Raw genomic sequence first — 19,713 nt, 5'->3', positions numbered from 1 at the left:
CGGTCCACATCCCGGCCCGGCCGCGCCGTGAGCCCCCACAGGGGCTCTGCGGCGCGGCCGGGCCGTTTTCCGTGCCCTCCTCCCCGCCGACGACCTGCGCGCCGTGTCAGTGCCATCCCGTAGGCTCGACAGCACGTACATGGATCCGACGGGCGAGGGGGCCCCGCGTGCTCATCGACACCTTCGGCCGGGTGGCCACCGACCTGCGTGTCTCACTCACCGACCGGTGCAACCTGCGGTGCACGTACTGCATGCCGGAAGAAGGCCTGCAGTGGCTGGCCAAGCCCGATCTCCTGACGGACGAGGAAATCGTCCGGCTGATCCGTATCGCCGTCACCGATCTGGGCATCACCGAGGTCCGCTTCACGGGCGGCGAGCCGCTGCTGCGCCCGGGTCTCGTCGGGATCGTGGAGCAGTGCGCCGGCCTCGAGCCGCGGCCCACGATGTCCCTGACCACCAACGGCATCGGCCTGCGGCGCACCGCCCCCGCACTCAAGGCCGCCGGCCTCGACCGGGTCAACGTCTCACTCGACACCCTGCGCCCCGACGTCTTCAAGCGGCTCACCCGCCGCGACCGGCACCACGACGTCATCGAGGGCCTGCGGGCCGCCCGCGCCGCCGGTCTCAGCCCGGTCAAGGTCAACGCCGTGCTGATGCCGGGGCTGAACGAGGACGAGGCCCCCGACCTGCTCGCCTGGGCCGTCGAGAACGACTACGAGATCCGGTTCATCGAGCAGATGCCCCTCGACGCCCAGCACGGCTGGAAGCGCGACGGCATGATCACCGCCGGCGACATCCTGGTCTCCCTGCGCACCCGCTTCGAGCTGACCCCCGAGGGCGAGGAGAAGCGCGGCTCGGCCCCAGCCGAGCGCTGGATCGTGGACGGCGGACCGCACCGCGTGGGCGTCATCGCCTCCGTCACCCGGCCGTTCTGCCGCGCCTGCGACCGCACCCGGCTGACCGCCGACGGGCAGATCCGCACCTGCCTGTTCGCCACCGAGGAGACCGACCTCCGCGCCGCTCTGCGCTCCGGCGCCCCGGACGAGGAGATCGCCCGGATCTGGCGGCTGGCGATGTGGGGCAAGAAGGCCGGCTCCGGGCTCGACGACCCCGGCTTCGCGCAGCCCGAGCGTCCGATGTCCGCGATCGGCGGCTGACTGCGCCGCCCCGGCCCCTCCGGGCCCCGCGTGCGCCCTACGAGCCCGGTATCCCGAGACTCTCGCCCTCGGGCCCACCGCCCCGGGAACAAGAGCCCGCGCGGCGCCCTCCACGACGCTGTCAGCCCTCCGGGCCGTCCTGCCGCTCCCGCCGCTCCCACTCGCTCAGCGGCACGACGTCCTTCAGGAAGCCCCGTACGGCCAGGAACTGCGACAGGTGCTCGCGGTGCTCCTCGCAGGCCAGCCAGGTCTTGCGGCGCTCCGGCGTGTGCAGTTTCGGGTTGTTCCACGCCAGCACGTGCACGGCGGCGGCGCGGCAGCCCTTCGCGGAACAGATCGGCGAGGTCGGGGAGTCGAGCGGCACAATCACGCCCCGACCCTAACCCGCCCGCCCGGCAGGCACCGGCGGCACCCCTCGCACGGCGACGCCGAGCAGCCACGGGGGGAGCTGCCCGGCGTCGGTCCGTCGCTCCGACGGGGGATGCGGAGCGCGTAGGAAGTATGTCACGCGCGACCCTGCGCGGTGCACCGGAACCACATGATTGATCTGAGCTTTTCCTGAGCTTCGACGGCCGGCCCCGAGCGGCCCCGGTCAGCGGTGCTCCCGCTCCCGATCCTGCGCCCGCTCCCGCGGTCCGGATTCCGCCGCGGATTCCGCAGGCCCGTCGTGCGCGGCCGCGGAGGGCGGTTCGATCACGGGCGGCGTCGGCACGGACACGAACGTGGAGGGCAGCGAGGGCGCGTTCTCCCGTCCCCCGTTGGCGATCACCACGGCGACGTAGGGAAGGACCGCGCCCAGCACCAGCGCCACGATCGCCACATGGCGTTCGACGCCCCACAGCACCGCCGCCAGCACGACCGACACCGTCCGGACCGACATCGAGATCACATAGCGACGCTGCCGTCTGCGCACATCCTCGGCGAGCCCCTGCCGAGCCCCCGTGATCCGGAAGACCTGTGCCTTGCCCTGCTTCCGCATCACGTTCCACCACCTCACTGAAACACCGGCCCACCCCCGGTCCTGGACCTTTTCACGGTACGCCCAGGCTGCGCCGCCGACGAGACCGGGGCACCCCGATCCGCTACGTACCGGGCACGTCGCATCGCGTACACCGCCGCCCGACGTGCGACGTAGGCGTTATGGACACAGACTGGCACCAGCGCACACGACGCCGCGCGAGGAGACGACATGAGCTGGTTGTGGGCGATCATCGTGGGCTTTGTGCTCGGTCTGATCGCGAAGGCGATCATCCCCGGCAAGCAGGCCATCCCGCTGTGGCTGACGACGATCCTGGGCATCCTGGGCGCCGTCGCGGGCAATGCCATCGCCGCCGCCCTGGGCATCGAGGAGACCAGCGGCATCGACTGGGGCAGGCACATCTTCCAACTCGCCGCGGCCATCGTGCTCGTCGCGCTGGGCGACCGGGTGTGGGTCTCCATGCGGGGCCGGGGCAGGGGCCGCGAACGGGTCTGAACCGCCGTGACACACGACGGCGCCGCGGCCGGAACCCTCCCGGCCGCGGCGCCGCCACCGCTTGCTCAGCCCTGGACGACCTCGACGGCCGCCAGGTTCTTCTTGCCGCGCCGCAGCACCAGCCAGCGGCCGTGCAGCAGTTCCTCCGCCGTGGCGACGGCGTCCTCGGCGGTCACCTTGACGTTGTTCACGTACGCCCCGCCCTCCTTCACCGTCCGGCGGGCCGCCGACTTGCTCGGTGCCAGACCGACCTCGGCGAACAGGTCCGTCACCGGCCCCAGCGCACCGACCTCGGCCCGCGGCAGCTCCGACAGCGCCGCACCCAGCGTCGCCTCGTCCAGCTCGCCGAGCTCCCCCTGCCCGAACAGCGCCCGGGACGCCGCGACGACCGCCGCGCACTGACCGGCGCCGTGCACCAGCGTCGTCAGCTCCTCGGCCAGCGCACGCTGCGCCGCCCGCGCCTGCGGCCGCTCCGCGGTCTGCCGCTCCAGCTCCTCGATCTCCTCGCGCGACTTGAAGGAGAAGATCCGCAGGAAGGCCGGGACGTCCCGGTCGTCGGCGTTCAGCCAGAACTGGTAGAAGGCGTAGGGCGTCGTCAGCTCGGGGTCGAGCCAGACCGTGCCGCTCTCCGTCTTGCCGAACTTCGTACCGTCCGCCTTGGTGATCAGCGGAGTGGCCAGGGCGTGCACCGCGGCGTGCGGCTCGACCTTGTGGATCAGGTCGGCTCCCGCCGTGAGGTTGCCCCACTGGTCGCTGCCGCCGGTCTGCAGCGTGCAGCCGTACCGCCGGTACAGCTCCAGGAAGTCCATGCCCTGCAGGATCTGGTAGCTGAACTCGGTGTAGCTGATTCCGGCGTCGGAGTTGAGCCGCCGCGCGACGGCCTCCTTGGCGATCATCTTGTTGACCCGGAAGTGCTTGCCGACGTCCCGCAGGAACCCGATCGCCGACAGCCCGGACGTCCAGTCCAGGTTGTTGACCATCGTCGCCGCGTCGGGCCCCTCGAAGTCCAGGAACCGCTCGACCTGCCCGCGCAGCCGCTCCACCCAGCCGGCCACCACCTCCGGGTCGTTGAGCGTCCGCTCGGCGGTCGGCTTCGGGTCGCCGATCAGGCCGGTGGCGCCGCCGACCAGACCCAGCGGGCGGTTGCCCGCCTGCTGGATCCGCCGCATGGTGAGGATCTGCACCAGATTGCCGAGGTGAAGGCTGGGCGCGGTCGGGTCGAAGCCGCAATAGAACGTGACAGGACCGTCCGCGAACGCCTTGCGCAATGCGTCCTCGTCCGTGGAGAGGGCGATCAGCCCACGCCACTTCAGCTCGTCGACGATGTCCGTCACGGTCTCATAGCTCCTTGATCGTTTCCGCGGGCCGCACACGGCGGCCGACGGCCGCACATGAGCGGCCCGCGTACGAGGTTATACGCCCTGGCTGACTGAGCTCATATTGAAATCGGGCACCCGCAGCGCGGGCATCGCCGCCCGCGTGAACCAGTCGCTCCACTCGCGCGGCAGGGCCTTCTCCGTACGCCCCGCCTCACTCGCCCGGGAGAGCAGGTCGACGGGCGACTCGTTGAACCGGAAGTTGTTCACCTCGCCGACCACCTCACCGCCCTCGACGAGATACACGCCGTCCCTGGTCAGACCGGTGAGCAGCAGCGTCGACGGATCGACCTCGCGGATGTACCACAGACAGGTCAGCAGCAGGCCGCGCTCCGTGTCCGCGATCATCTCCCGGAGCGAACGGTCGTCGCCGCCGTCCATGATCAGGTTGCCGATGCCAGGCGCCACGGGCAGCCCGGTCAGGGCCGCACTGTGCCGCGTGGTCAGCAGCCGCGTCAGCTCGCCCCGGCCGATCCACTCCGTCGGCGCCAGCGGCAGCCCGTTGTCGAAGACGGAGGCGTCGTCGCCGGAGGAGTGGGTGAGCACGAAGGGGGCCGACTCCAGCCCCGGCTCGTTCGGGTCGCTGCGCAGCGTCAGCGGCAGTTCCGCCAGCTTCTCGCCGATCCGCGTGCCGCCCCCGGGCCTGCTGAAGACCGTCCGGCCCTCCGCCGCGTCCCGGGCGGTCGACGACCACATCTGGTACACCATCAGGTCCGCCACCGCGCTCGGCGGCAGCAGGGTCTCGTACCGGCCCGCCGGCAGTTCGACACGCCGCTCCGCCCAGCCGAGCCTGACCGCCAGCTCGGCGTCCAGCTCCGCCGGGTCCACGTCCTTGAAGTCCCGCGTGGAGCGGCCCGCCCACGCCGAGCGGGTGCGGTCCGGGGACTTGGCGTTCAGCTCCAGCGTGCCGGTGGGCTGGTCGTGCCGCAGCCGCAGCCCCGTCGACGTACCGAGATAGCTGGTCACCAGCTCGTGGTTGGCGAAGCCGTACAGCTCACGCCCGCCGGCCCGCGCCCGCGCGAACGACTCGCCGAGCGCCGGGGCGAAGTCCGCGAACACGGCGGACGAGGTCTCCGCCGGCCCGTCCGTGAAGGCGGGCGAGGCGGGCACCCCCGTGACGAGCGGCTGCGCGTCCTCGGCGGGGCCGGCGCCGCGCGCGGCCGCCTCGGCGGCCCGCACCAGCGGCTCCAGGTCGTCCGCGGTCACCGCCGAGCGGGACACCACGCCGGAGGCGGTGCCCTCGGCACCGTCCACAGTCGCGATCACCGTCAGGGTCCTGCCGCGGGTCACCCCGTTCGTCGTCAGCGCGTTGCCCGCCCACCGCAGGTTCGCGGTCGAGTGCTCGTCCGCGATGACGACGCACCCGTCGGCCGTGGACAGCTCGAGAGCCCGCTCGACGATCTCGTGCGGCTTGTTCGTGACTGTCATCGCCCCGCCTCCTGCGTGGTGTTCAAGATGCTGACGCCCTGGAAGAGGGCGGAGGGGCAGCCGTGGGAGACCGCCGCGATCTGGCCGGGCTGGGCCTTTCCGCAGTTGAAGGCGCCGCCGAGGACATACGTCTGGGGGCCGCCGACCGCCGCCATCGAGCCCCAGAAGTCCGTCGTCGTCGCCTGGTACGCCACGTCCTTCAGCTGACCCGCGAGCCGCCCGTTCTCGATCCGGAAGAACCGCTGCCCGGTGAACTGGAAGTTGTAGCGCTGCATGTCGATCGACCAGGACCGGTCGCCGATCACATAGATGCCGTGCTCCACGCCCGCGATCAGCTCGTCCGTGGACGGTCCTTCGGGCGCGGGCAGGAGCGACACGTTCGCCATCCGCTGCACCGGCACATGACCGGGGGAGTCGGCGAACGCGCAGCCGTTGGACCGGCCGAGTCCCGTCAGCCGCGCGATCCGCCGGTCCAGCTGGTAGCCCACCAGCGTGCCGTCCTTGACCAGGTCCCAGGACTGCGCCTCGACGCCCTCGTCGTCGTAGCCGACGGTGGCGAGCCCGTGCTCGGCCGTACGGTCACCGGTGACGTTCATGATCTCGGAGCCGTACTTCAGCTTGCCCAGCCGGTCGAAGGTGGCGAACGACGTTCCCGCGTACGCCGCCTCGTAGCCCAGGGCGCGGTCGAGCTCCGTGGCGTGGCCGATCGACTCGTGGATGGTCAGCCACAGGTTGGACGGATCGACGACCAGGTCGTACGAGCCGGGCTCGACGCTCGGCGCCGCCATCTTCTCCGCCAGCAGCCCGGGGATCCGGGCCAGTTCCGCGTCCCAGTCCCAGCCGGCCGCGCGGCCGCCCGTCAGGTACTCCCAGCCGCGGCCCACCGGAGGCGCGATCGTCCGCATCGAGTCGAACTCGCCGGTCTTCTCGTCCACGGCGACCGCGGTCAGGGAGGGATGCAGCCGCACCCGCTGCTGGGTGGTGACCGTTCCGGCCGTGTCCGCGTAGAACTTGTTCTCCTGGACGGTCAGCAGCGAGGCGTCCACGTGCGCCACCCCGTCCGCCGCGAGCAGCCGCCCGCTCCACTCGGCCAGCAGCCCCGTCTTCTCCTCGTCGGGCACGTCGAAGGGATTGATCTCGTACGAGGACACCCACACCTTCTCCGAGTGCACCGGCTCGTCCGCGAGCTCCACCCTCTCGTCGGAGCCCGCCGCCGCGATCACCCGCGCCGACAGCTTCGCCATCGCCACCGCCTGCCCCGCCACCCTGGCGGCGGCGTCCATGGTCAGGTCCACCCCGGAAGCGAAACCCCAGGCGCCGCCGTGCACGACGCGCACCGCGTAGCCGAGGTCGGTGGTGTCGTGCGAACCGGAGGGTCTGCCGTCGCGCAGCCGCCAGGCCGCGCTGCGCACCCGCTCGAAGCGGAAGTCCGCGTGCTCGGCGCCCAGTGCCCGCGCCCGGGCCAGCGCCGCGTCGGCCAACGCCCTCATGGGCAGTACCAGGAATGACTGATCGACCTCATGGGCCACGAGCGGCCTCCCCTTCTCACCGACCGAGGTGTACTCGTCCGAAGTGAATCATGCGGTGCCGATTTTCCGGCCGCCATCGCATTCCGCCCCCGCCCGATGTGCGCGCACATGCCTGTGGCCGCCCCCGGACGTCCGGCGGGCGGCCACGAGCACACTGACCGGGTCAGAGTTCCCCGGAGATCACGCCCTGCCGGAACGCCGCCCACTCGGACGCCGTGTACCGCAGGGGCTCGGCCTCGGGCCGCTTCGAGTCCCGCACGGCCCTGCCGCCCCCGGGGAGGTCGGCCACCTCGACGCAGTTGCCTTCTCCGCCGCTGGCGGACGCCCTGCGCCAGACGGCAGCCGACAGGTCGTAGGCGTACAGCTCGGCCGTGCGCTCGTCGTTCACCGGAGTTGTCTCTCTTCCATGCGGGCGATCAGGGCCAACGAATCGTCGGTCGACATTGGCGGCGGCCACGATGCGTTCGAAGGCATCGGCGAGGGTTCGCACGTCGTCGACTCCCTCAACGTAGGACGATCCGATGAGATTCTCCAGCAGGACGACGTCCGGCATGGGGCCAGGGAAGCCAACGAGGCTGAAACCGCCAACACTTCCGGGGTGAGGGGTGGCGTCGAGAGGCATGACCTGAATGGTCACGTTCGGCAAATGGGATACGTCGAGCAGGCGTTGGAGCTGGTCGCGCATGGTTTCCGGACGAACGGCAAAGCGCTGATGCAGCACGGCCTCGTGAACGACGGCCCACAGCTTGAGGGGCCGTTCGGGGGTGGTCAGGACAGCCTGGCGGGCCCGACGGACCTCTGTGAGCGCGGCTACCTCCGCGGGTGTACGGGTGATGGCGTTGGCGGCGATGGTCTCGCGCGCGTACGCGGCAGTCTGCAGCAGGCCGGGCACCAGGAGCGGGGCGAACTCGCGGACACTCTCGGCATCGGACTCCAGCGAGATGTAGTCCGCGTAAGCCGGCGAGACGATGTCGCTGTAGGTCTGCCACCACCCCTGTTTGCGGGCGTCCTTGGCCAGTCCTTCCAGAGCGGAGATCACCTCGGGATCGTCGATGCCGTACACCTTCAGGAGAGGTGACACCTCGGCCGGCCGGATGTGGGCATTGGCGGTCCGCCGCCGCAACCAGGGCTTCGCCGCGCACCTCAGTGCCTCCGTGCGCTCCTTCCGTTCGGTACGCGCGCTGACTGCCGAGGTACTCGCGGAGTACGACGTGGATGCGGACGCCGCCGAGAGTGCGCAGCTCGTGGTCTCGGAGCTGGCGGGCAACTCGGTCCGTGCGCTGGGGGATCACGTGCCGCTGGTCGTGGAGGTGTACGCCACGGCCTTCGGGGTCGCCGTGAACGTCCACGACCCGGACCCGGTGCTGCTGCCCCGGCGCCGCGCCGTCGCGCCGGACAGTGCGGAAGCGGAGTCCGGGTGGGGGCTGGCTCTGCTGGACCTGCTCGCTCCCGGCTGGCAGATCCGCAGGTCGGCCATCGGCAAGCAGATCCGCTGCCACCTCGCCCGCTGACCGCCGGCTGTGCCGTGATCCCGGGACACCCCGGGCGTGGGGCGTGTGTACGGATGGACCTCCAGGCGGGCCGGTATGGCCGAACTGATCCCGGTTGCCATGTTGACGTGCGGTTTCGTCGAATGTCGTACTTCAGGGGTAGTGTCGTGCGGCACGGGAGGCTGACGGTCAACTTCTCGTGTCAGAACGGCCGTTGGGGAGGGCATGCATGGTCGGGCGTGAGTTGTCCGCCGCGGATCACCCGAAGAAGGAGGTCCGGCTGATCCTCGACAGACTGCTGGCCCAGGGGTGGGCGCTCCGCAAGGAGGGCCACTGGGGGCGACTGTACTGCCCCTGTGAAGGGCGGTGCCTGACGATTCCCGTGCCGGGGACTCCGCAGAACGCCGACCGCGCGGCCCGGAGGATCGCGGGCAGGGCCACGCTCTGTCCGTTGCCGGAAGGCGATCCGAGGCGTGTCCCGTAAGGAGTGTTGTCGTTTGACAACGGGGGTCCGCTGGGTAACCCTGCTGACAGGGGAGGCGGGCTCTGACGCAGGGGTTCGGAGGGTGCCTGCGACCCGGGGGAGTGAGGGGCCATGGAGTACGAGTTTCTGTTTGTCGTGGAGGGAATCGACGTCGATGACGACATCGCCGTCGGGGTGGTCTTCGACGAGTTCGACGGGTTGCTGACCCGGCACCGCAACCGCCACCTGCTGGACGTGGCAGGAACCGGGGCGAACGCTGTCGAGGCTGCTCACCGCCTCGTCGCCCGGCTGCGCCGGGCACTGCCGGGACTGCGGATCGTCCGGCTCGACCCCGAGTTGGTGGGGGTGGCCGACATTGCCGAGCGGACCGGCCGCAGCCGGCAGAACGTCCTGCAGTGGGCGGATGGCGCGCGTCACGCCGACCGGCCGTTCCCCGAACCCGAGGGAGCCGTGGGCCGGTCCCTCGTGTGGCGGTGGGCCGAGGTGAACCAGTGGCTTCAAGGGATCGGCGCCGGGGACGGCTCGGCCGCGCCACTCAGGGAGGAAGCACTGCTGATCGACCTCATGCTGCCCCAGTGGCAGCATGCTCTGGACGACGGGCTGCCCATGGTCAGAATTCTCTGCGCGCAGGACGAATGGCAGGGCGAGCGCACGGCGGTGATGCAGGTTCTCCAGGACGCGCTACGGCGGTCCGAGGTCATGCGCACGGTGGCGGCACTGCCCCGCAGCGAGCCCGACAGGCTGTCCGTGGTGTGCGCTGTCGTCCAGGACCGGCTGAGTGCCGTTCTCGAACAGATCGCACCCGACGACGCCTCGGCCCTGCTCGCCGTACGGGGCGACGACACCGTCCTGCATCTGCTGGGTGTGGCCTCCCGGGCCCTGCCGGGCACCGTTCCGCTGTCCCGGCTCGGACTGAGCGGCAACGCCACCGTGGGGGACCTGCTGCTGGTGGTCGCCTCCGGTTCTGTGGAGCCGACGACGCCTCTCGCGCTGTCCTGAACACCGCGGCGCACCCGTCGGACCTCCGTGAGCGCGCTGCTGCAGGCGAGGCGGCCGCCGATGAGGCGGCAGGTGCAGGACTGCCGGGTCTCTTGCCGGGTCGATGATCGGCCTTGGTGGGATCCGGCGTATGAACGCTTCTGCTTCCGGGGGAGCCCCGGCGACGGCGACGTACGACCGCATCGGCATCGGCTACCGACATGTCCGCCGGCCCGACCCGCGCCTGGCCGCTGTCATACGCGAGGCCCTGGTCGGCGCCCCGCACGGTCGTCAACGTCGGTGCGGGCACGGGGTCCTACGAGCCGGCCGACGCAGACGTCACCGCGGTCGACCCGTCACAGGCCATGCTGGACCAGCACCGCGGTCGACCCGTCACAGGCCATGCTGGACCAGCACCCCGGTCGACGGAAGGTGCCGGCCGGTGCGGAGAACCTGCCCTTCGGGGACGGCGAGTTCGACGCGGCGATGGCGGTGATGACCGTGCACCATTGGCCCGATCTTCACCGAGGGCTCGGGGAACTGCGGCGTGTCTCCCGCAGGCAGGTCGTGTTCACCTGGGATCCCCGGCATCTGCCGGAGCTGTGGCTGATCGAGGAGTACCTTCCTGAGATCCGGCAGCTCGAACATGCCCGCTTCACGCCCCTGTCCACCGTGGTGGAAGCCCTGGGCGCGCACACCGTGCTGCCCTTCCCCGTCGCGCACGACTTCGCCGACGGTTTACTGGCGACGCCCGGAGTTCTACCTGGACCCCGTCATCCGTCAGGCGAGTTCCACGTTCGCCCAGCTTCCGGCGTCCGTAGTCGAACCGGCGATCGCGAAACTGCACGCGGACCTGGCGTCCGGAGCCTGGCAGCGCCGCCACGCCGACCTGCTGACCAGGGAGTCCATGGACTACGGCTACCGCCTGCTCATCGCGGGAGGCAGTGATTCCGGGACGGCATGACACGAGGCGCCTCGGAGACCGAGGTAGTATTACGTGGTACGTCTACCACGCGATACCCTGCCGGACTGGAGGTCGAGATGCTCCTCAACAGCAAGGGGCAGGTCACCATCCCCGCCGCTCTGCGAGCCAAGTACAACCTTCACGAGGGCGACGAGGTCGACGTCATAGAGGATGACGGAGTCCTGCGGATCGTCCGCGTCGAAGGGGCTGAGACACCCGGACAGCGGCTCGTCCGCCGGATGCGGAGCAGTCGCGTGAGCAAGGACGTGGACGGTATGTCCACCGACGAGATCATGGAGTTGCTGCGTGGCGACTGAGCGTTCCCGGCCGCGCCTGGTCGGCGCGGCGCAGTCGCCCGCCTCGGTGCTCGTCGATTCCCGCGTCATCCTCGACGTGGTGACCGGCGACCCCACGTGGAGTGAATGGTCTGCCGACAGGATTGCCCGGGCGAGGGACGAGGGCGTCCTGGTGGTCAGTCCCCTGATCTACGCGGAGATCTCCGTGGGTTTCGACACGGTCGAGGCCCTGGACGAGATGCTCGGAGACGACTACGAGCGGCACCCCCTGCCCTGGTCGGCCGGCTTCCTGGCGGGCAAGGCGTTCAAGCGGTACCGGGCGAACGGCGGGCAGAAGCGCTCGCCGCTGCCCGACTTCTACATCGGTGCCCATGCCGCCGTCGCCGGGCACCGGCTGCTCACCCGGGACGCGGCGCGCTACCGCACGTACTTCCCGCGTCTGGACATCATCGCTCCGCCGTGAGTGCCCCGGTGGACCGGTGCAGGGGCCGTCCTCCCGGCACGGCCCCTGCGCGGCCCCGCGCGGGCGCGGTTTGGGCCGGAGTGCAGGACGCTTCGGGGCGAGAGCACAAGAAGGGAAGCGGGAGTCCTGCGCACTCCTGATCGAGCGACCCGGCCTTCTGTAGGGACCCGACAGACGCGGCGCGCAGGTGCTGTGGGTGGCCGATTGCCCGGATCGGTCCGGGGACCGATAGGTTTTCGCAGTACCAGACCGCTATCGAAAGGGTGATCCGTTGAGCCGCTCGGTTCTCGTCACCGGAGGAAACCGGGGCATCGGCCTCGCCATTGCCCGCGTCTTCGCGGAGGCGGGCGACAACGTCGCGATCACATACCGCTCCGGCGAGCCCCCGGAGGGCTTCCTGGCGGTCAAGTGCGACATCACGGACCCCGAACAGGTGGAGCAGGCCTACAAGGAGATCGAGGAGACACACGGTCCCGTCGAGGTCCTCGTCGCCAACGCCGGTGTCACCAAGGACCAGTTGCTGATGCGGATGTCCGAAGAGGACTTCAGCACGGTCGTCGACACCAACCTCACCGGAACCTTCCGCGTCGTCAAGCGCGCCAACCGCGGCATGCTCCGGGCCAGGAAGGGCCGGGTCGTGCTCATCTCCTCCGTCGTGGGGCTGCTCGGCTCGGCGGGCCAGGCGAACTACGCCGCCTCCAAGGCCGGCCTGGTCGGCTTCGCCCGCTCGCTCGCACGCGAGCTGGGCTCCCGCAACATCACGTTCAACGTCGTCGCGCCCGGTTTCGTCGACACCGACATGACCAAGGTGCTCACCGAGGAGCAGCGCGCCGGCATCGTCGCGCAGGTCCCGCTGGGCCGCTACGCGCGGCCGGAGGAGATTGCCGCGGCGGTGCGCTTCCTCGCCTCCGACGACGCCTCGTACATCACCGGAGCCGTCATCCCTGTCGACGGCGGATTGGGCATGGGTCACTGATCGCCATGAGTGGACTTCTCGCAGGCAAGCGCATCCTGGTGACGGGTGTCATCACCCAGGCGTCCATCGCCTTCCACGTCGCCAGACTCGCCCAGGAAGAGGGCGCGGACGTCGTACTGACCGGCTTCGGCCGGGTCTCGCTCGTCGAGCGCATCGCGAAGCGGCTGCCCAAGCCCGCTCCCGTCATCGAGCTGGACGTGCAGAACAAGGAGCAGCTCGACTCCCTCGCCGCCAAGGTGGCCGAGCACTTCGGCGAGGACGCCAACCTCGACGGTGTGGTCCACTCCATCGGCTTCGCGCCGCAGGACGCGCTCGGCGGCAACTTCCTCAACACCGAGTGGGCCTCGGTCGCGACGGCCGTCGAGGTCTCCGCGTACTCGCTGAAGTCGCTGACCATGGCCCTGCTGCCGCTGCTGGAGAAGCGCGGTGGGTCGGTCGTGGGCATGGACTTCGACGCGCAGGTGGCCTGGCCGAAGTACGACTGGATGGGTGTCGCCAAGGCGGCCCTGGAGTCCACCAGCCGCTACCTGGCCCGTGACCTCGGTCCGAAGAACATCCGCTGCAACCTCGTCTCGGCGGGACCGATCGGCTCCATGGCCGCCAAGTCCATCCCCGGCTTCGAGGACCTGGCGACGGTCTGGGACGACCGCTCCCCGCTGAAGTGGGAGCTGTCCGACCCGGAGCCGGCCGCGCGCGGCGTCTGCGCCCTGCTGTCGGACTGGTTCCCGAAGACGACGGGCGAGATCGTCCACGTGGACGGCGGTCTGCACGCCATCGGCGCCTGACCTTCCGGGGTTCGCCCCCGCCGGCCGTACGACGACGCCTCCGGTCCCCTTGCTCCACAGGGACCGGGGGCGTCGCCCGTTCGGGTCCCGTGCCGCGCGGGACCGGCGCGTCGCAGGCACGCTGAAGTCATGTTCCGTGGCTCGCGTGGTGTGGCCCAGGCCCTGGCGGGGGTGTTCCTGCTCGCGGCCCTGCCCTCGGCGGCCGTCCCGGCGCTGGCGGCGCCGACCGTGCCCGGCGTGCCCGGCGTGGTCGGCGAGCGGCACCCCGTGCAGACCAGAGATCCCTTCGGTGCGGAGTGCCGTACGAGCATCCACGGCTCCCACGTCACGGCGCACTGCTTCAACCCGTACCCGGCGACCGACCGGGTGCGGCTGCACATCGAGTGCGACCGCTGGTGGGACGTCGACGCGGACAGCGCGCCCCTCATGGCACGGCCCGCGCGGACGGTGAAGCTGACGGGCCGCTGCTGGAAGGAGGTCCGGGCGGTCTGGGTCAGCCACGAGCGCAGCTGACGGTGGCGCGGCTGACGCAGGCGCGCCGGTCCGGTGCGACGCGGCCGCGGGTCACGCGCCGTCCGGTGCGGAGGCCCCGGGCGCGGGGGCGCAGGAACCCGACGATCCGAACGCGTAGCGCGCGGCCCCGGCCCCGGCCGCACGCGCGTCACCGGCCCGGATCGCCGCGACCAGGCGCCCGTGGTCCATCAGCCGCTCGGGCCGCATGTCCCGGTCCACGTCCTCGCGGAGCCAGTCCCGCAGCACATCGCCCAGATCCGCGTAGAGCGTCGTCATCACGTCGTTGTGGGAGGCCGTCACGACCGCCATGTGGAAGGCGGAGTCGGCGGCCACGAAGGCCTCGCGGTCGCCCGACTCCCAGGCCTCCTCACGGTGCCTGAGCAGGGCCTCCAGCTGGGCCAGGTCCTTCTCCGTACGCCGCTCGGCGGCCAGCCGCGCCGACGATGCCTCCAGGGCCGAGCGCAGCTCCGCGACGTGCCGGGGGTCGGCGCCGGCGAACCGCCGCTGCATGACCCCCGCCAGCTCGCTCGTCGCCGCGACATAGGTGCCGGACCCCTGGCGGATGTCCAGCAGCCCGTTGTGCGCCAGCGCGCGCACCGCCTCCCGCACCGTGTTGCGCGCCACGCCGAGCTGCTCGACGAGCTCCGGCTCCGTGGGAATGCGGGAGCCCACGGGCCACTCGCCCGAGGTGATCTGGTTGCGCAGGGCGGCGATCACCTGATCGGCGAGCGCGGAACGGCGGGGGGAGGACAGCGGCATGGGACTCCTCGTGTTCCTCGTGTCCTTCGTGGTCCTCGGGCCGCCGTGGCGGCAGCCAGAGGCTAGTGCCGAGTCAGCCAGGGTTCGCCCCGTCGCGACGCCCTGCACGGCACTCCCCCGCAGCCCTCCGGGCGCGGGAGGTACCCCCACGCTGCGTTGGCCGAAAGCCCGAGCAGGCCCACTACGAGGGCTTCCGGCCGCCTTGCGATGCTCCCCCTGCCCCGAGCACCGGACGCCGCTCCTCAGCGGGCAAACCCCGACCGACGCGGCACCAGTGGACGCCGGCCGGTGCCACGGAACCCTGGACGGTAATTCATCCTATGATTCTATGATGGGTGCATGCCCGACGCCGAGCAGTCCCCACGCGCCGAACACACCCAGGGGCCGGACCTCGCACCGCCGTCGGGGCAGCCGGCGCCCGTGCACTGCCCCGAGCGCCGCACGGCCGCCGCCACCTCGCCCGGACCGGTTCCCGTTCCCGTTTCCCTTCCCGGTGTGCCGGGGCGGCCCGATGGTCCCGGACCGGCCCGCGACCCGGCCGGGCTCGCCACGCTGCTGCTACCCGCCGGACTGGTCCTCGCCGCCGTCAACCTCAGGCCGGCCATCACCAGCCTCGGCGCGCTGCTGGACGAGGCCCGCGACGGACTCGGCATGAGCGGCACCGTCGCCGGGCTGCTCGCCTCCGTACCGACCCTGTGCTTCGCCCTGTTCGGGGTGGCCGCGCCGCGGCTGGCCCGGCGCTTCGGGCCCGCCGCCGTCGTCTGCGCGGGCATGGCCGCGATCGCGGCGGGCACGGCCGTGCGGCCCTTCCTCGGCACCACCGCCGGCTTCCTCGCCGCCGGCGTGCTCGCCCTGGCCGGCATAGCGCTCAGCAATGTGCTGATGCCGGTCCTCGTCAAGCGCTACTTCCCGCGCCGGGTGGGCCCGATGACCGGCCTGTACTCCATGGCGCTCGGGCTGGGGGCCGCCCTCGCCGCCGCCGTCACCGTGCCGGTGACCGGGGTCCTGGGCGGCGACTGGCGCACCGGGCTCGCCGTCTGGGCGGTGCCCGCCGTGATCGCCGTACTGCTCTGGCTGCCGCACCTGCGCGACCGGGCCGCGCCGGAGCCGGCCGCGGGGCCGGCCGGCGTACCGGCCGCATCCGCCCGGCCGGTACGCGTCACCCGCAGCCGCACCGCGTGGGCGCTCGCCGTGTTCTTCGGCCTCCAGGCCGGCGGGGCGTACGTCGCCATGGGCTGGATGCCGCAGATCTTCCGCGACGCGGGTGTCCCCGGCTCGACCGCGGGCGTGCTGGTCGCCCTCACCATGGGCTTCGGCGTTCCGCTGTCCTTCGTGCTGCCGAGCGTCGCGGCCCGGATGCGCAGCCAGGGAGTCCTCGCCGCCGCACTCGGCGCCTGCGGACTGGCCGGGTACGCGGGCCTGCACTTCGCCCCGGCCGGCGGCGCCTGGCTCTGGGCGATCCTCCTCGGCCTCACCAACTGCTCGTTCCCGCTCGCCCTCACCCTGATCGGCATGCGCGCGAGGAGTGCGGCGGGCGTCACGGGCCTGTCCGCGTTCGTCCAGAGCGCCGGGTACCTGATCGCCGTTCCGGTCCCCCTGCTCGTCGGCGTCCTCTACCAGCACAGCGGCGGCTGGGGAGTACCGCTCGGGCTGATGACCGCGCTGCTGGTCCCGCAGATCGTGGCGGGAACGCTGGCGGGGAGGGACCGGTTCGTGGAGGACGGGAGCTGAGTGGGACACTGGCGCCATGCCAGTGCTCGATCCGAATCCCCAGAACGGCCAGAAGAAGCTGCTGCTCGTCTTCGGCGCCATGATCGCCATCACGGTGGTCATCGGCATCGTCGCGAGCATCTTCGCTCCCTAGCAACCGCAGCCCTCGCCGCCGCGGCCGCACGCCGCGGCAATCCAACCGCAGCCGCCGCAGCCGCGGCCGTGTCCACGACCGGTGTCCCGCCCGCGGGAACGGGGGTTTTCCCCACCATCCCCTAGGGGGCCAGTGTCAGGGTGAAGTGGGTGGATCACCGGATGGGAAGGGGCGCTCGTCCTCCGTAGATTCGAAGCGGACAGGGAGAGCCCCTGTCCGAAGCCCACGGAGGCGGTGGCCATGCCGGTCCCCACTTGCACCCGGTCCGAGTCCGGTGCGGCCCGCGGCGTCGGGGCCCGGCTGCCCTGGTGGGCCCTGGTGCTGCCCGCGATCGCCTTCGCCGCTCTGCTGACGCTGCTGGCCGGCTCCACCGGTGCGCGGGCGGCGGGCGGAGAAGGGCGTCTCGGCGATGTCGTCCAGCAGATCCACCAGGTTCTGATCCTCACGACGCCGTGAGTCCGCCGCCTCGGTCGAACGGCGGGTCACCCCCTCCGGCTATCGCCGTGGGCGCCCCCGGACACCGCACCCGGCGTCCCGGATCGCACGCTCACGCTGCCCCGGTCGGCCCGGAACGCCGCAAGCCTGCGAGCCGGCCATCACACGATCGAGCCGATTCGGCCTCGTTCACCCTCCTCGGCAAGCAGTCGCCAACCCCCTGCGCCTCGTGGCTGCTTTCGTGCGAAGCTGGGGAGCATGAGCGCCGCTGTGTCTTCCCGGGGGCAAGCCTCCGGATCCTCCATGACCCGCAGGATCGTCCTACTCCGGCATGCCAAGGCCGAATGGGCACAGGTGTCCGACCACGAGCGACCACTTGCCGACCGCGGCCGCAAGGACGCCCCGGTCGCCGGCCGGAAGCTCGCAGACTCCGGGATCGTCCCCGACCTCGCCCTCTGCTCCACCGCCGTCAGGACCCGCGAGACCTGGAAGCTCGCTGTGCACGAGATGCCGCACCGGCCGAGGACGGTGTACGAGGAGCGGCTGTACGAGGCATCGCTGGGAGACCTCCTCGCGCTGCTCAACGAGACACCGGAGGACGTGGACGACCTCATCCTCATCGGTCACAACCCGGGCATGCACGCCCTCGCCGATGCCCTGGCCGACGACGGTGAGCCCGACGCCCTGGCCCGTATGAGCAGGGGCGGGTTCCCGACCTCGGCCTTCGCCGTGGTCGGCTTCAACGGCCCCTGGAAGTCCGTGGAACACGGCGTGGGCACCCTGCTGGACTACTGGGCGCCGCACGACTGAGCACCTCGCCGTTCGCGCCCACGCCGCGGAGCCGCGCGTCCTCACTCCCTCACCCCGCGTGTCGTCACGGCCCCGGGTCTCTTCGCTCCGTGACTCCGTGACGCCGCCGGACCGCACCGGCAGCGGGCCGATCCCGTCCTCACGACCTGTGTCCCCGTGTCACGGGCCTTCGGGCCCGTGGCAGCCCCCCGCCGTCCCCCGGACGCGGGCCGGGGGCGGGCTAGACGCCCTGGCTGTCGGCGGCCTCGACCTCTTCGCGGGTGATGCCCAGCAGATAGAGAACCGTGTCCAGGAAGGGGAAGTTGACGGCCGTGTGCGCGGCCTCGCGCACCACCGGCTTGGCGTTGAACGCGACACCCAGCCCCGCCGCGTTGAGCATGTCGAGGTCGTTGGCCCCGTCGCCGATGGCGACGGTCTGCTCCAGCGGGACGCCCGCCTCCGCGGCGAACCGGCGCAGCAGCCGCGCCTTGCCCGCCCGGTCGACGATGTCACCGGTGACACGACCGGTCAGCTTGCCGTCCACGATCTCCAGGGTGTTGGCGGAGGCGAAGTCCAGCCCGAGACGTTCCCGCAGATCGTCCGTGACCTGGGTGAACCCGCCCGAGACGACACCCACTTGGTAGCCCAGCCGCTTCAGCGTACGGATCAGGGTCCTGGCGCCCGGGGTCAGCCGCACCTCGGCGCGGACCTTCTCCACCACCGAGGCATCGAGCCCCTCGAGCAGTGCCACCCGCGCGTGCAGCGACTGCTCGAAGTCCAGCTCGCCGCGCATAGCCCGCGCCGTCACCTCGGCCACCTCCTCCTCGCAGCCCGCGTGCGCGGCGAAGAGCTCGATGACCTCGTCCTGGATCAGCGTCGAGTCCACGTCCATGACGACGAGCCGCTGCGCCCGCCGGTGCAGTCCCGCGGAGACCACGGCGACATCGACACCCAGCCTCGCCGCCTCGGGCGCCAGCGCGGTCCGCAGTGCCCCGGTCTGCGTGCCCGAGACAGCGAACTCGACCGCTGTCACCGGGTACTTGGCGAGCCGGAAGATACGGTCGATATTGCCGCCGGTGCCGGTGATGCAGGCCGCGATGGCGGCGGTCGACTCGGCGGTCAGCGGATGACCGAGCAGAGTCACATGCGAACGCCCCAGCCTGCGCGGCCGGTTGTCGCCCCGGCCGCTGATGATCTCGGCCTGCAGCCGCATCGACTCGGCCCAGCTGTGCACCGTGGCCCGCAGATCGCCCTCACTGCTCACCGTCGGCGGGGTGACGAGCGCGCACAGGGTGATACGGCCCCGTGTCACGACCTGCTCGATGTCTATGACCTCCACCGCGTAGGCGGCGAGGGTGTCGAACAGACCGGCGGTGATCCCCGGCCGGTCCTTGCCGAAGATCTTGACGAGCAGCGTCGGCTCGTCCTCGCTGCGCGGGGCTTCTGGAGTGGTCTGCGGTGCGTTCATGATGAATCCACGTTATCGGGCTCCGCCGACAAACCGCCCACCGGTGCTGTCCCGGCGGGCAATCGTCGCCGAACCGACAACCGCAGGTCACTGCGCGGACACCCGCTGTTACGGACCCCGGTGGCGGCCCTGCGGCGGATCGGGCGGCCGCGGCGGCGGAGGCTCCGGGGGCGGAGGCGGCCCTGGCCGCCGGCCGCGCCGCGGCGGGGGAGTGACGGGCCTCCCCGGGACCGTGGGGGCACCGTACACGGGCGGCTCCGGTGGCCTCAGGTAGGGGTTGGTCTCCCCGGACGCGGGCCGGTACTGCGGCGAGGGACTGTAGGGGCCGCGCCCGTACGCCTGGTCGGGACGGGCACGCCCCGGCTCCCGCCCCGAATTCTGCCCGGAATCCGACCCTGGGCCCTGCCCCGACTCGTGCCCGGGACCCGCGGCGGCCCCGGTCTCCGCCCGCCGGCCGGGCGCGGCGTACCGGTACGGCCCGGTCC

General features: G+C 71.6%; 23 protein-coding genes and 1 pseudogene. 15 read left to right on the top strand and 9 right to left on the bottom strand.

Translation table 11 applies throughout. The features are described 5' to 3' along the window. Window positions 1-167 precede the first annotated feature (167 nt). Window positions 168-1,157, top strand: a complete 990-nt coding sequence (gene moaA, locus GUY61_RS03690) for a GTP 3',8-cyclase MoaA (RefSeq protein ID WP_313896491.1) — start codon at window positions 168-170, stop codon at window positions 1,155-1,157. Between the two features lie 121 nt (window positions 1,158-1,278). Here moaA and GUY61_RS03685 read toward each other — a convergent pair whose 3' ends face one another. Then, on the bottom strand, window positions 1,279-1,527 hold the full coding sequence (locus GUY61_RS03685) for a hypothetical protein (RefSeq protein ID WP_166628576.1): 249 nt from the start codon (window positions 1,525-1,527) through the stop codon (window positions 1,279-1,281). A gap of 222 nt (window positions 1,528-1,749) precedes the next feature. Further along, window positions 1,750-2,136 carry a DUF3099 domain-containing protein gene (locus tag GUY61_RS03680; protein ID WP_166628598.1) on the bottom strand — a complete coding sequence of 129 codons (387 nt, stop codon included), beginning with the start codon at window positions 2,134-2,136 and terminating at the stop codon, window positions 1,750-1,752. Between the two features lie 210 nt (window positions 2,137-2,346). On the opposite strand from GUY61_RS03680, the gene GUY61_RS03675 reads away from it, so the two are divergent. Next, window positions 2,347-2,631, top strand: a complete 285-nt coding sequence (locus GUY61_RS03675) for a GlsB/YeaQ/YmgE family stress response membrane protein (RefSeq protein ID WP_166628575.1) — start codon at window positions 2,347-2,349, stop codon at window positions 2,629-2,631. 65 nt (window positions 2,632-2,696) lie between these two features. On the opposite strand, the gene tyrS is transcribed toward GUY61_RS03675, so the two are convergent. The 4 genes from tyrS to GUY61_RS03650 all read right to left on the bottom strand — a co-directional run bounded on the left by tyrS (window position 2,697) and on the right by GUY61_RS03650 (window position 8,027). Continuing rightward, complete coding sequence (gene tyrS, locus GUY61_RS03670; protein WP_166628574.1) at window positions 2,697-3,965, bottom strand: tyrosine--tRNA ligase; 1,269 nt, start codon at window positions 3,963-3,965, stop codon at window positions 2,697-2,699. Window positions 3,966-4,043: 78 nt separating this feature from the next. Then, entirely contained in the window at window positions 4,044-5,435 is a 1,392-nt protein-coding gene (locus GUY61_RS03665; RefSeq protein ID WP_166628573.1) for a metallopeptidase TldD-related protein, read from the bottom strand. Further along, window positions 5,432-6,964 (bottom strand): TldD/PmbA family protein, encoded by a 1,533-nt coding sequence (locus tag GUY61_RS03660; RefSeq protein ID WP_166628572.1) that lies wholly within the window; start codon window positions 6,962-6,964, stop codon window positions 5,432-5,434. Before GUY61_RS03660 ends, GUY61_RS03665 begins: the two co-directional genes overlap by 4 nt. A 163-nt stretch (window positions 6,965-7,127) precedes the next feature. Next, entirely contained in the window at window positions 7,128-8,027 is a 900-nt protein-coding gene (locus tag GUY61_RS03650) for a DUF397 domain-containing protein (RefSeq protein WP_313896490.1), read from the bottom strand. On the opposite strand from GUY61_RS03650, the gene GUY61_RS03645 reads away from it, so the two are divergent. The 3 genes and pseudogenes from GUY61_RS03645 to GUY61_RS41455 form a co-directional block, all read left to right on the top strand. Next, complete coding sequence (locus GUY61_RS03645) at window positions 8,017-8,475, top strand: ATP-binding protein (protein WP_166628570.1); 459 nt, start codon at window positions 8,017-8,019, stop codon at window positions 8,473-8,475. The two genes, GUY61_RS03650 and GUY61_RS03645, sit on opposite strands and share 11 nt — an antisense overlap. Window positions 8,476-9,049: 574 nt before the next feature. After that, window positions 9,050-9,937 (top strand): AlpA family transcriptional regulator, encoded by an 888-nt coding sequence (locus GUY61_RS03640; RefSeq protein WP_166628569.1) that lies wholly within the window; start codon window positions 9,050-9,052, stop codon window positions 9,935-9,937. Window positions 9,938-9,997: 60 nt separating this feature from the next. Beyond that, window positions 9,998-10,417, top strand: a pseudogene (locus tag GUY61_RS41455) (hypothetical protein); the annotation flags it as partial. Here the strand turns inward: GUY61_RS41455 and GUY61_RS41450 are convergent. Beyond that, window positions 10,310-10,564: a hypothetical protein gene (locus GUY61_RS41450; protein WP_313896497.1), complete on the bottom strand. Its 255-nt coding sequence runs from the start codon at window positions 10,562-10,564 to the stop codon at window positions 10,310-10,312. The pseudogene GUY61_RS41455 and the gene GUY61_RS41450 sit on opposite strands and share 108 nt — an antisense overlap. Here GUY61_RS41450 and GUY61_RS39695 point away from each other — a divergent pair. The 6 genes from GUY61_RS39695 to GUY61_RS03610 all read left to right on the top strand — a co-directional run bounded on the left by GUY61_RS39695 (window position 10,563) and on the right by GUY61_RS03610 (window position 13,913). Beyond that, the gene (locus tag GUY61_RS39695) at window positions 10,563-10,880 is read left to right on the top strand and encodes a hypothetical protein (RefSeq protein WP_243766163.1); all 318 of its coding nucleotides are present in this window, start codon (window positions 10,563-10,565) and stop codon (window positions 10,878-10,880) included. The two genes, GUY61_RS41450 and GUY61_RS39695, sit on opposite strands and share 2 nt — an antisense overlap. A gap of 77 nt (window positions 10,881-10,957) precedes the next feature. Next, a complete protein-coding gene (locus GUY61_RS03630) occupies window positions 10,958-11,197 on the top strand; it encodes an AbrB/MazE/SpoVT family DNA-binding domain-containing protein (RefSeq protein ID WP_166628568.1) in 240 nt (79 codons plus the stop codon). Further along, window positions 11,187-11,639 carry a type II toxin-antitoxin system VapC family toxin gene (locus tag GUY61_RS03625; protein ID WP_166628567.1) on the top strand — a complete coding sequence of 151 codons (453 nt, stop codon included), beginning with the start codon at window positions 11,187-11,189 and terminating at the stop codon, window positions 11,637-11,639. Before GUY61_RS03630 ends, GUY61_RS03625 begins: the two co-directional genes overlap by 11 nt. Before the next feature lie 271 nt (window positions 11,640-11,910). Beyond that, complete coding sequence (gene fabG / locus GUY61_RS03620; protein WP_166628566.1) at window positions 11,911-12,615, top strand: 3-oxoacyl-[acyl-carrier-protein] reductase; 705 nt, start codon at window positions 11,911-11,913, stop codon at window positions 12,613-12,615. A 5-nt stretch (window positions 12,616-12,620) separates the two neighbouring features. Beyond that, window positions 12,621-13,400: an enoyl-ACP reductase FabI gene (fabI, locus tag GUY61_RS03615; RefSeq protein ID WP_166628565.1), complete on the top strand. Its 780-nt coding sequence runs from the start codon at window positions 12,621-12,623 to the stop codon at window positions 13,398-13,400. A gap of 129 nt (window positions 13,401-13,529) precedes the next feature. After that, complete coding sequence (locus GUY61_RS03610) at window positions 13,530-13,913, top strand: hypothetical protein (RefSeq protein ID WP_208105517.1); 384 nt, start codon at window positions 13,530-13,532, stop codon at window positions 13,911-13,913. 51 nt (window positions 13,914-13,964) lie between these two features. On the opposite strand, the gene GUY61_RS03605 is transcribed toward GUY61_RS03610, so the two are convergent. After that, entirely contained in the window at window positions 13,965-14,672 is a 708-nt protein-coding gene (locus tag GUY61_RS03605) for a FadR/GntR family transcriptional regulator (RefSeq protein WP_166628564.1), read from the bottom strand. Window positions 14,673-15,011: 339 nt separating this feature from the next. Between GUY61_RS03605 and GUY61_RS03600 the strand changes: the two genes are divergently transcribed. The 4 genes from GUY61_RS03600 to GUY61_RS03590 all read left to right on the top strand — a co-directional run bounded on the left by GUY61_RS03600 (window position 15,012) and on the right by GUY61_RS03590 (window position 17,781). Next, the gene (locus tag GUY61_RS03600) at window positions 15,012-16,403 is read left to right on the top strand and encodes an MFS transporter (protein ID WP_166628563.1); all 1,392 of its coding nucleotides are present in this window, start codon (window positions 15,012-15,014) and stop codon (window positions 16,401-16,403) included. Between the two features lie 16 nt (window positions 16,404-16,419). Further along, window positions 16,420-16,536 carry an SGM_5486 family transporter-associated protein gene (locus tag GUY61_RS41085; RefSeq protein ID WP_279576758.1) on the top strand — a complete coding sequence of 39 codons (117 nt, stop codon included), beginning with the start codon at window positions 16,420-16,422 and terminating at the stop codon, window positions 16,534-16,536. Between the two features lie 240 nt (window positions 16,537-16,776). Next, on the top strand, window positions 16,777-16,992 hold the full coding sequence (locus GUY61_RS03595; protein WP_166628562.1) for a hypothetical protein: 216 nt from the start codon (window positions 16,777-16,779) through the stop codon (window positions 16,990-16,992). 237 nt (window positions 16,993-17,229) lie between these two features. Continuing rightward, on the top strand, window positions 17,230-17,781 hold the full coding sequence (locus GUY61_RS03590) for a histidine phosphatase family protein (RefSeq protein WP_166628561.1): 552 nt from the start codon (window positions 17,230-17,232) through the stop codon (window positions 17,779-17,781). Between the two features lie 220 nt (window positions 17,782-18,001). On the opposite strand, the gene serB is transcribed toward GUY61_RS03590, so the two are convergent. After that, window positions 18,002-19,228: a phosphoserine phosphatase SerB gene (serB, locus tag GUY61_RS03585; RefSeq protein ID WP_166628560.1), complete on the bottom strand. Its 1,227-nt coding sequence runs from the start codon at window positions 19,226-19,228 to the stop codon at window positions 18,002-18,004. Between the last annotated feature and the right edge of the window lie 485 nt (window positions 19,229-19,713).

This window comes from Streptomyces sp. GC420, from assembly GCF_009916105.1.
Lineage (GTDB): Bacteria > Actinomycetota > Actinomycetes > Streptomycetales > Streptomycetaceae > Streptomyces.
The sequence above is the reverse complement of the archived record's forward strand: the minus strand, read 5'-3'. Positions and strand labels throughout refer to the sequence as shown.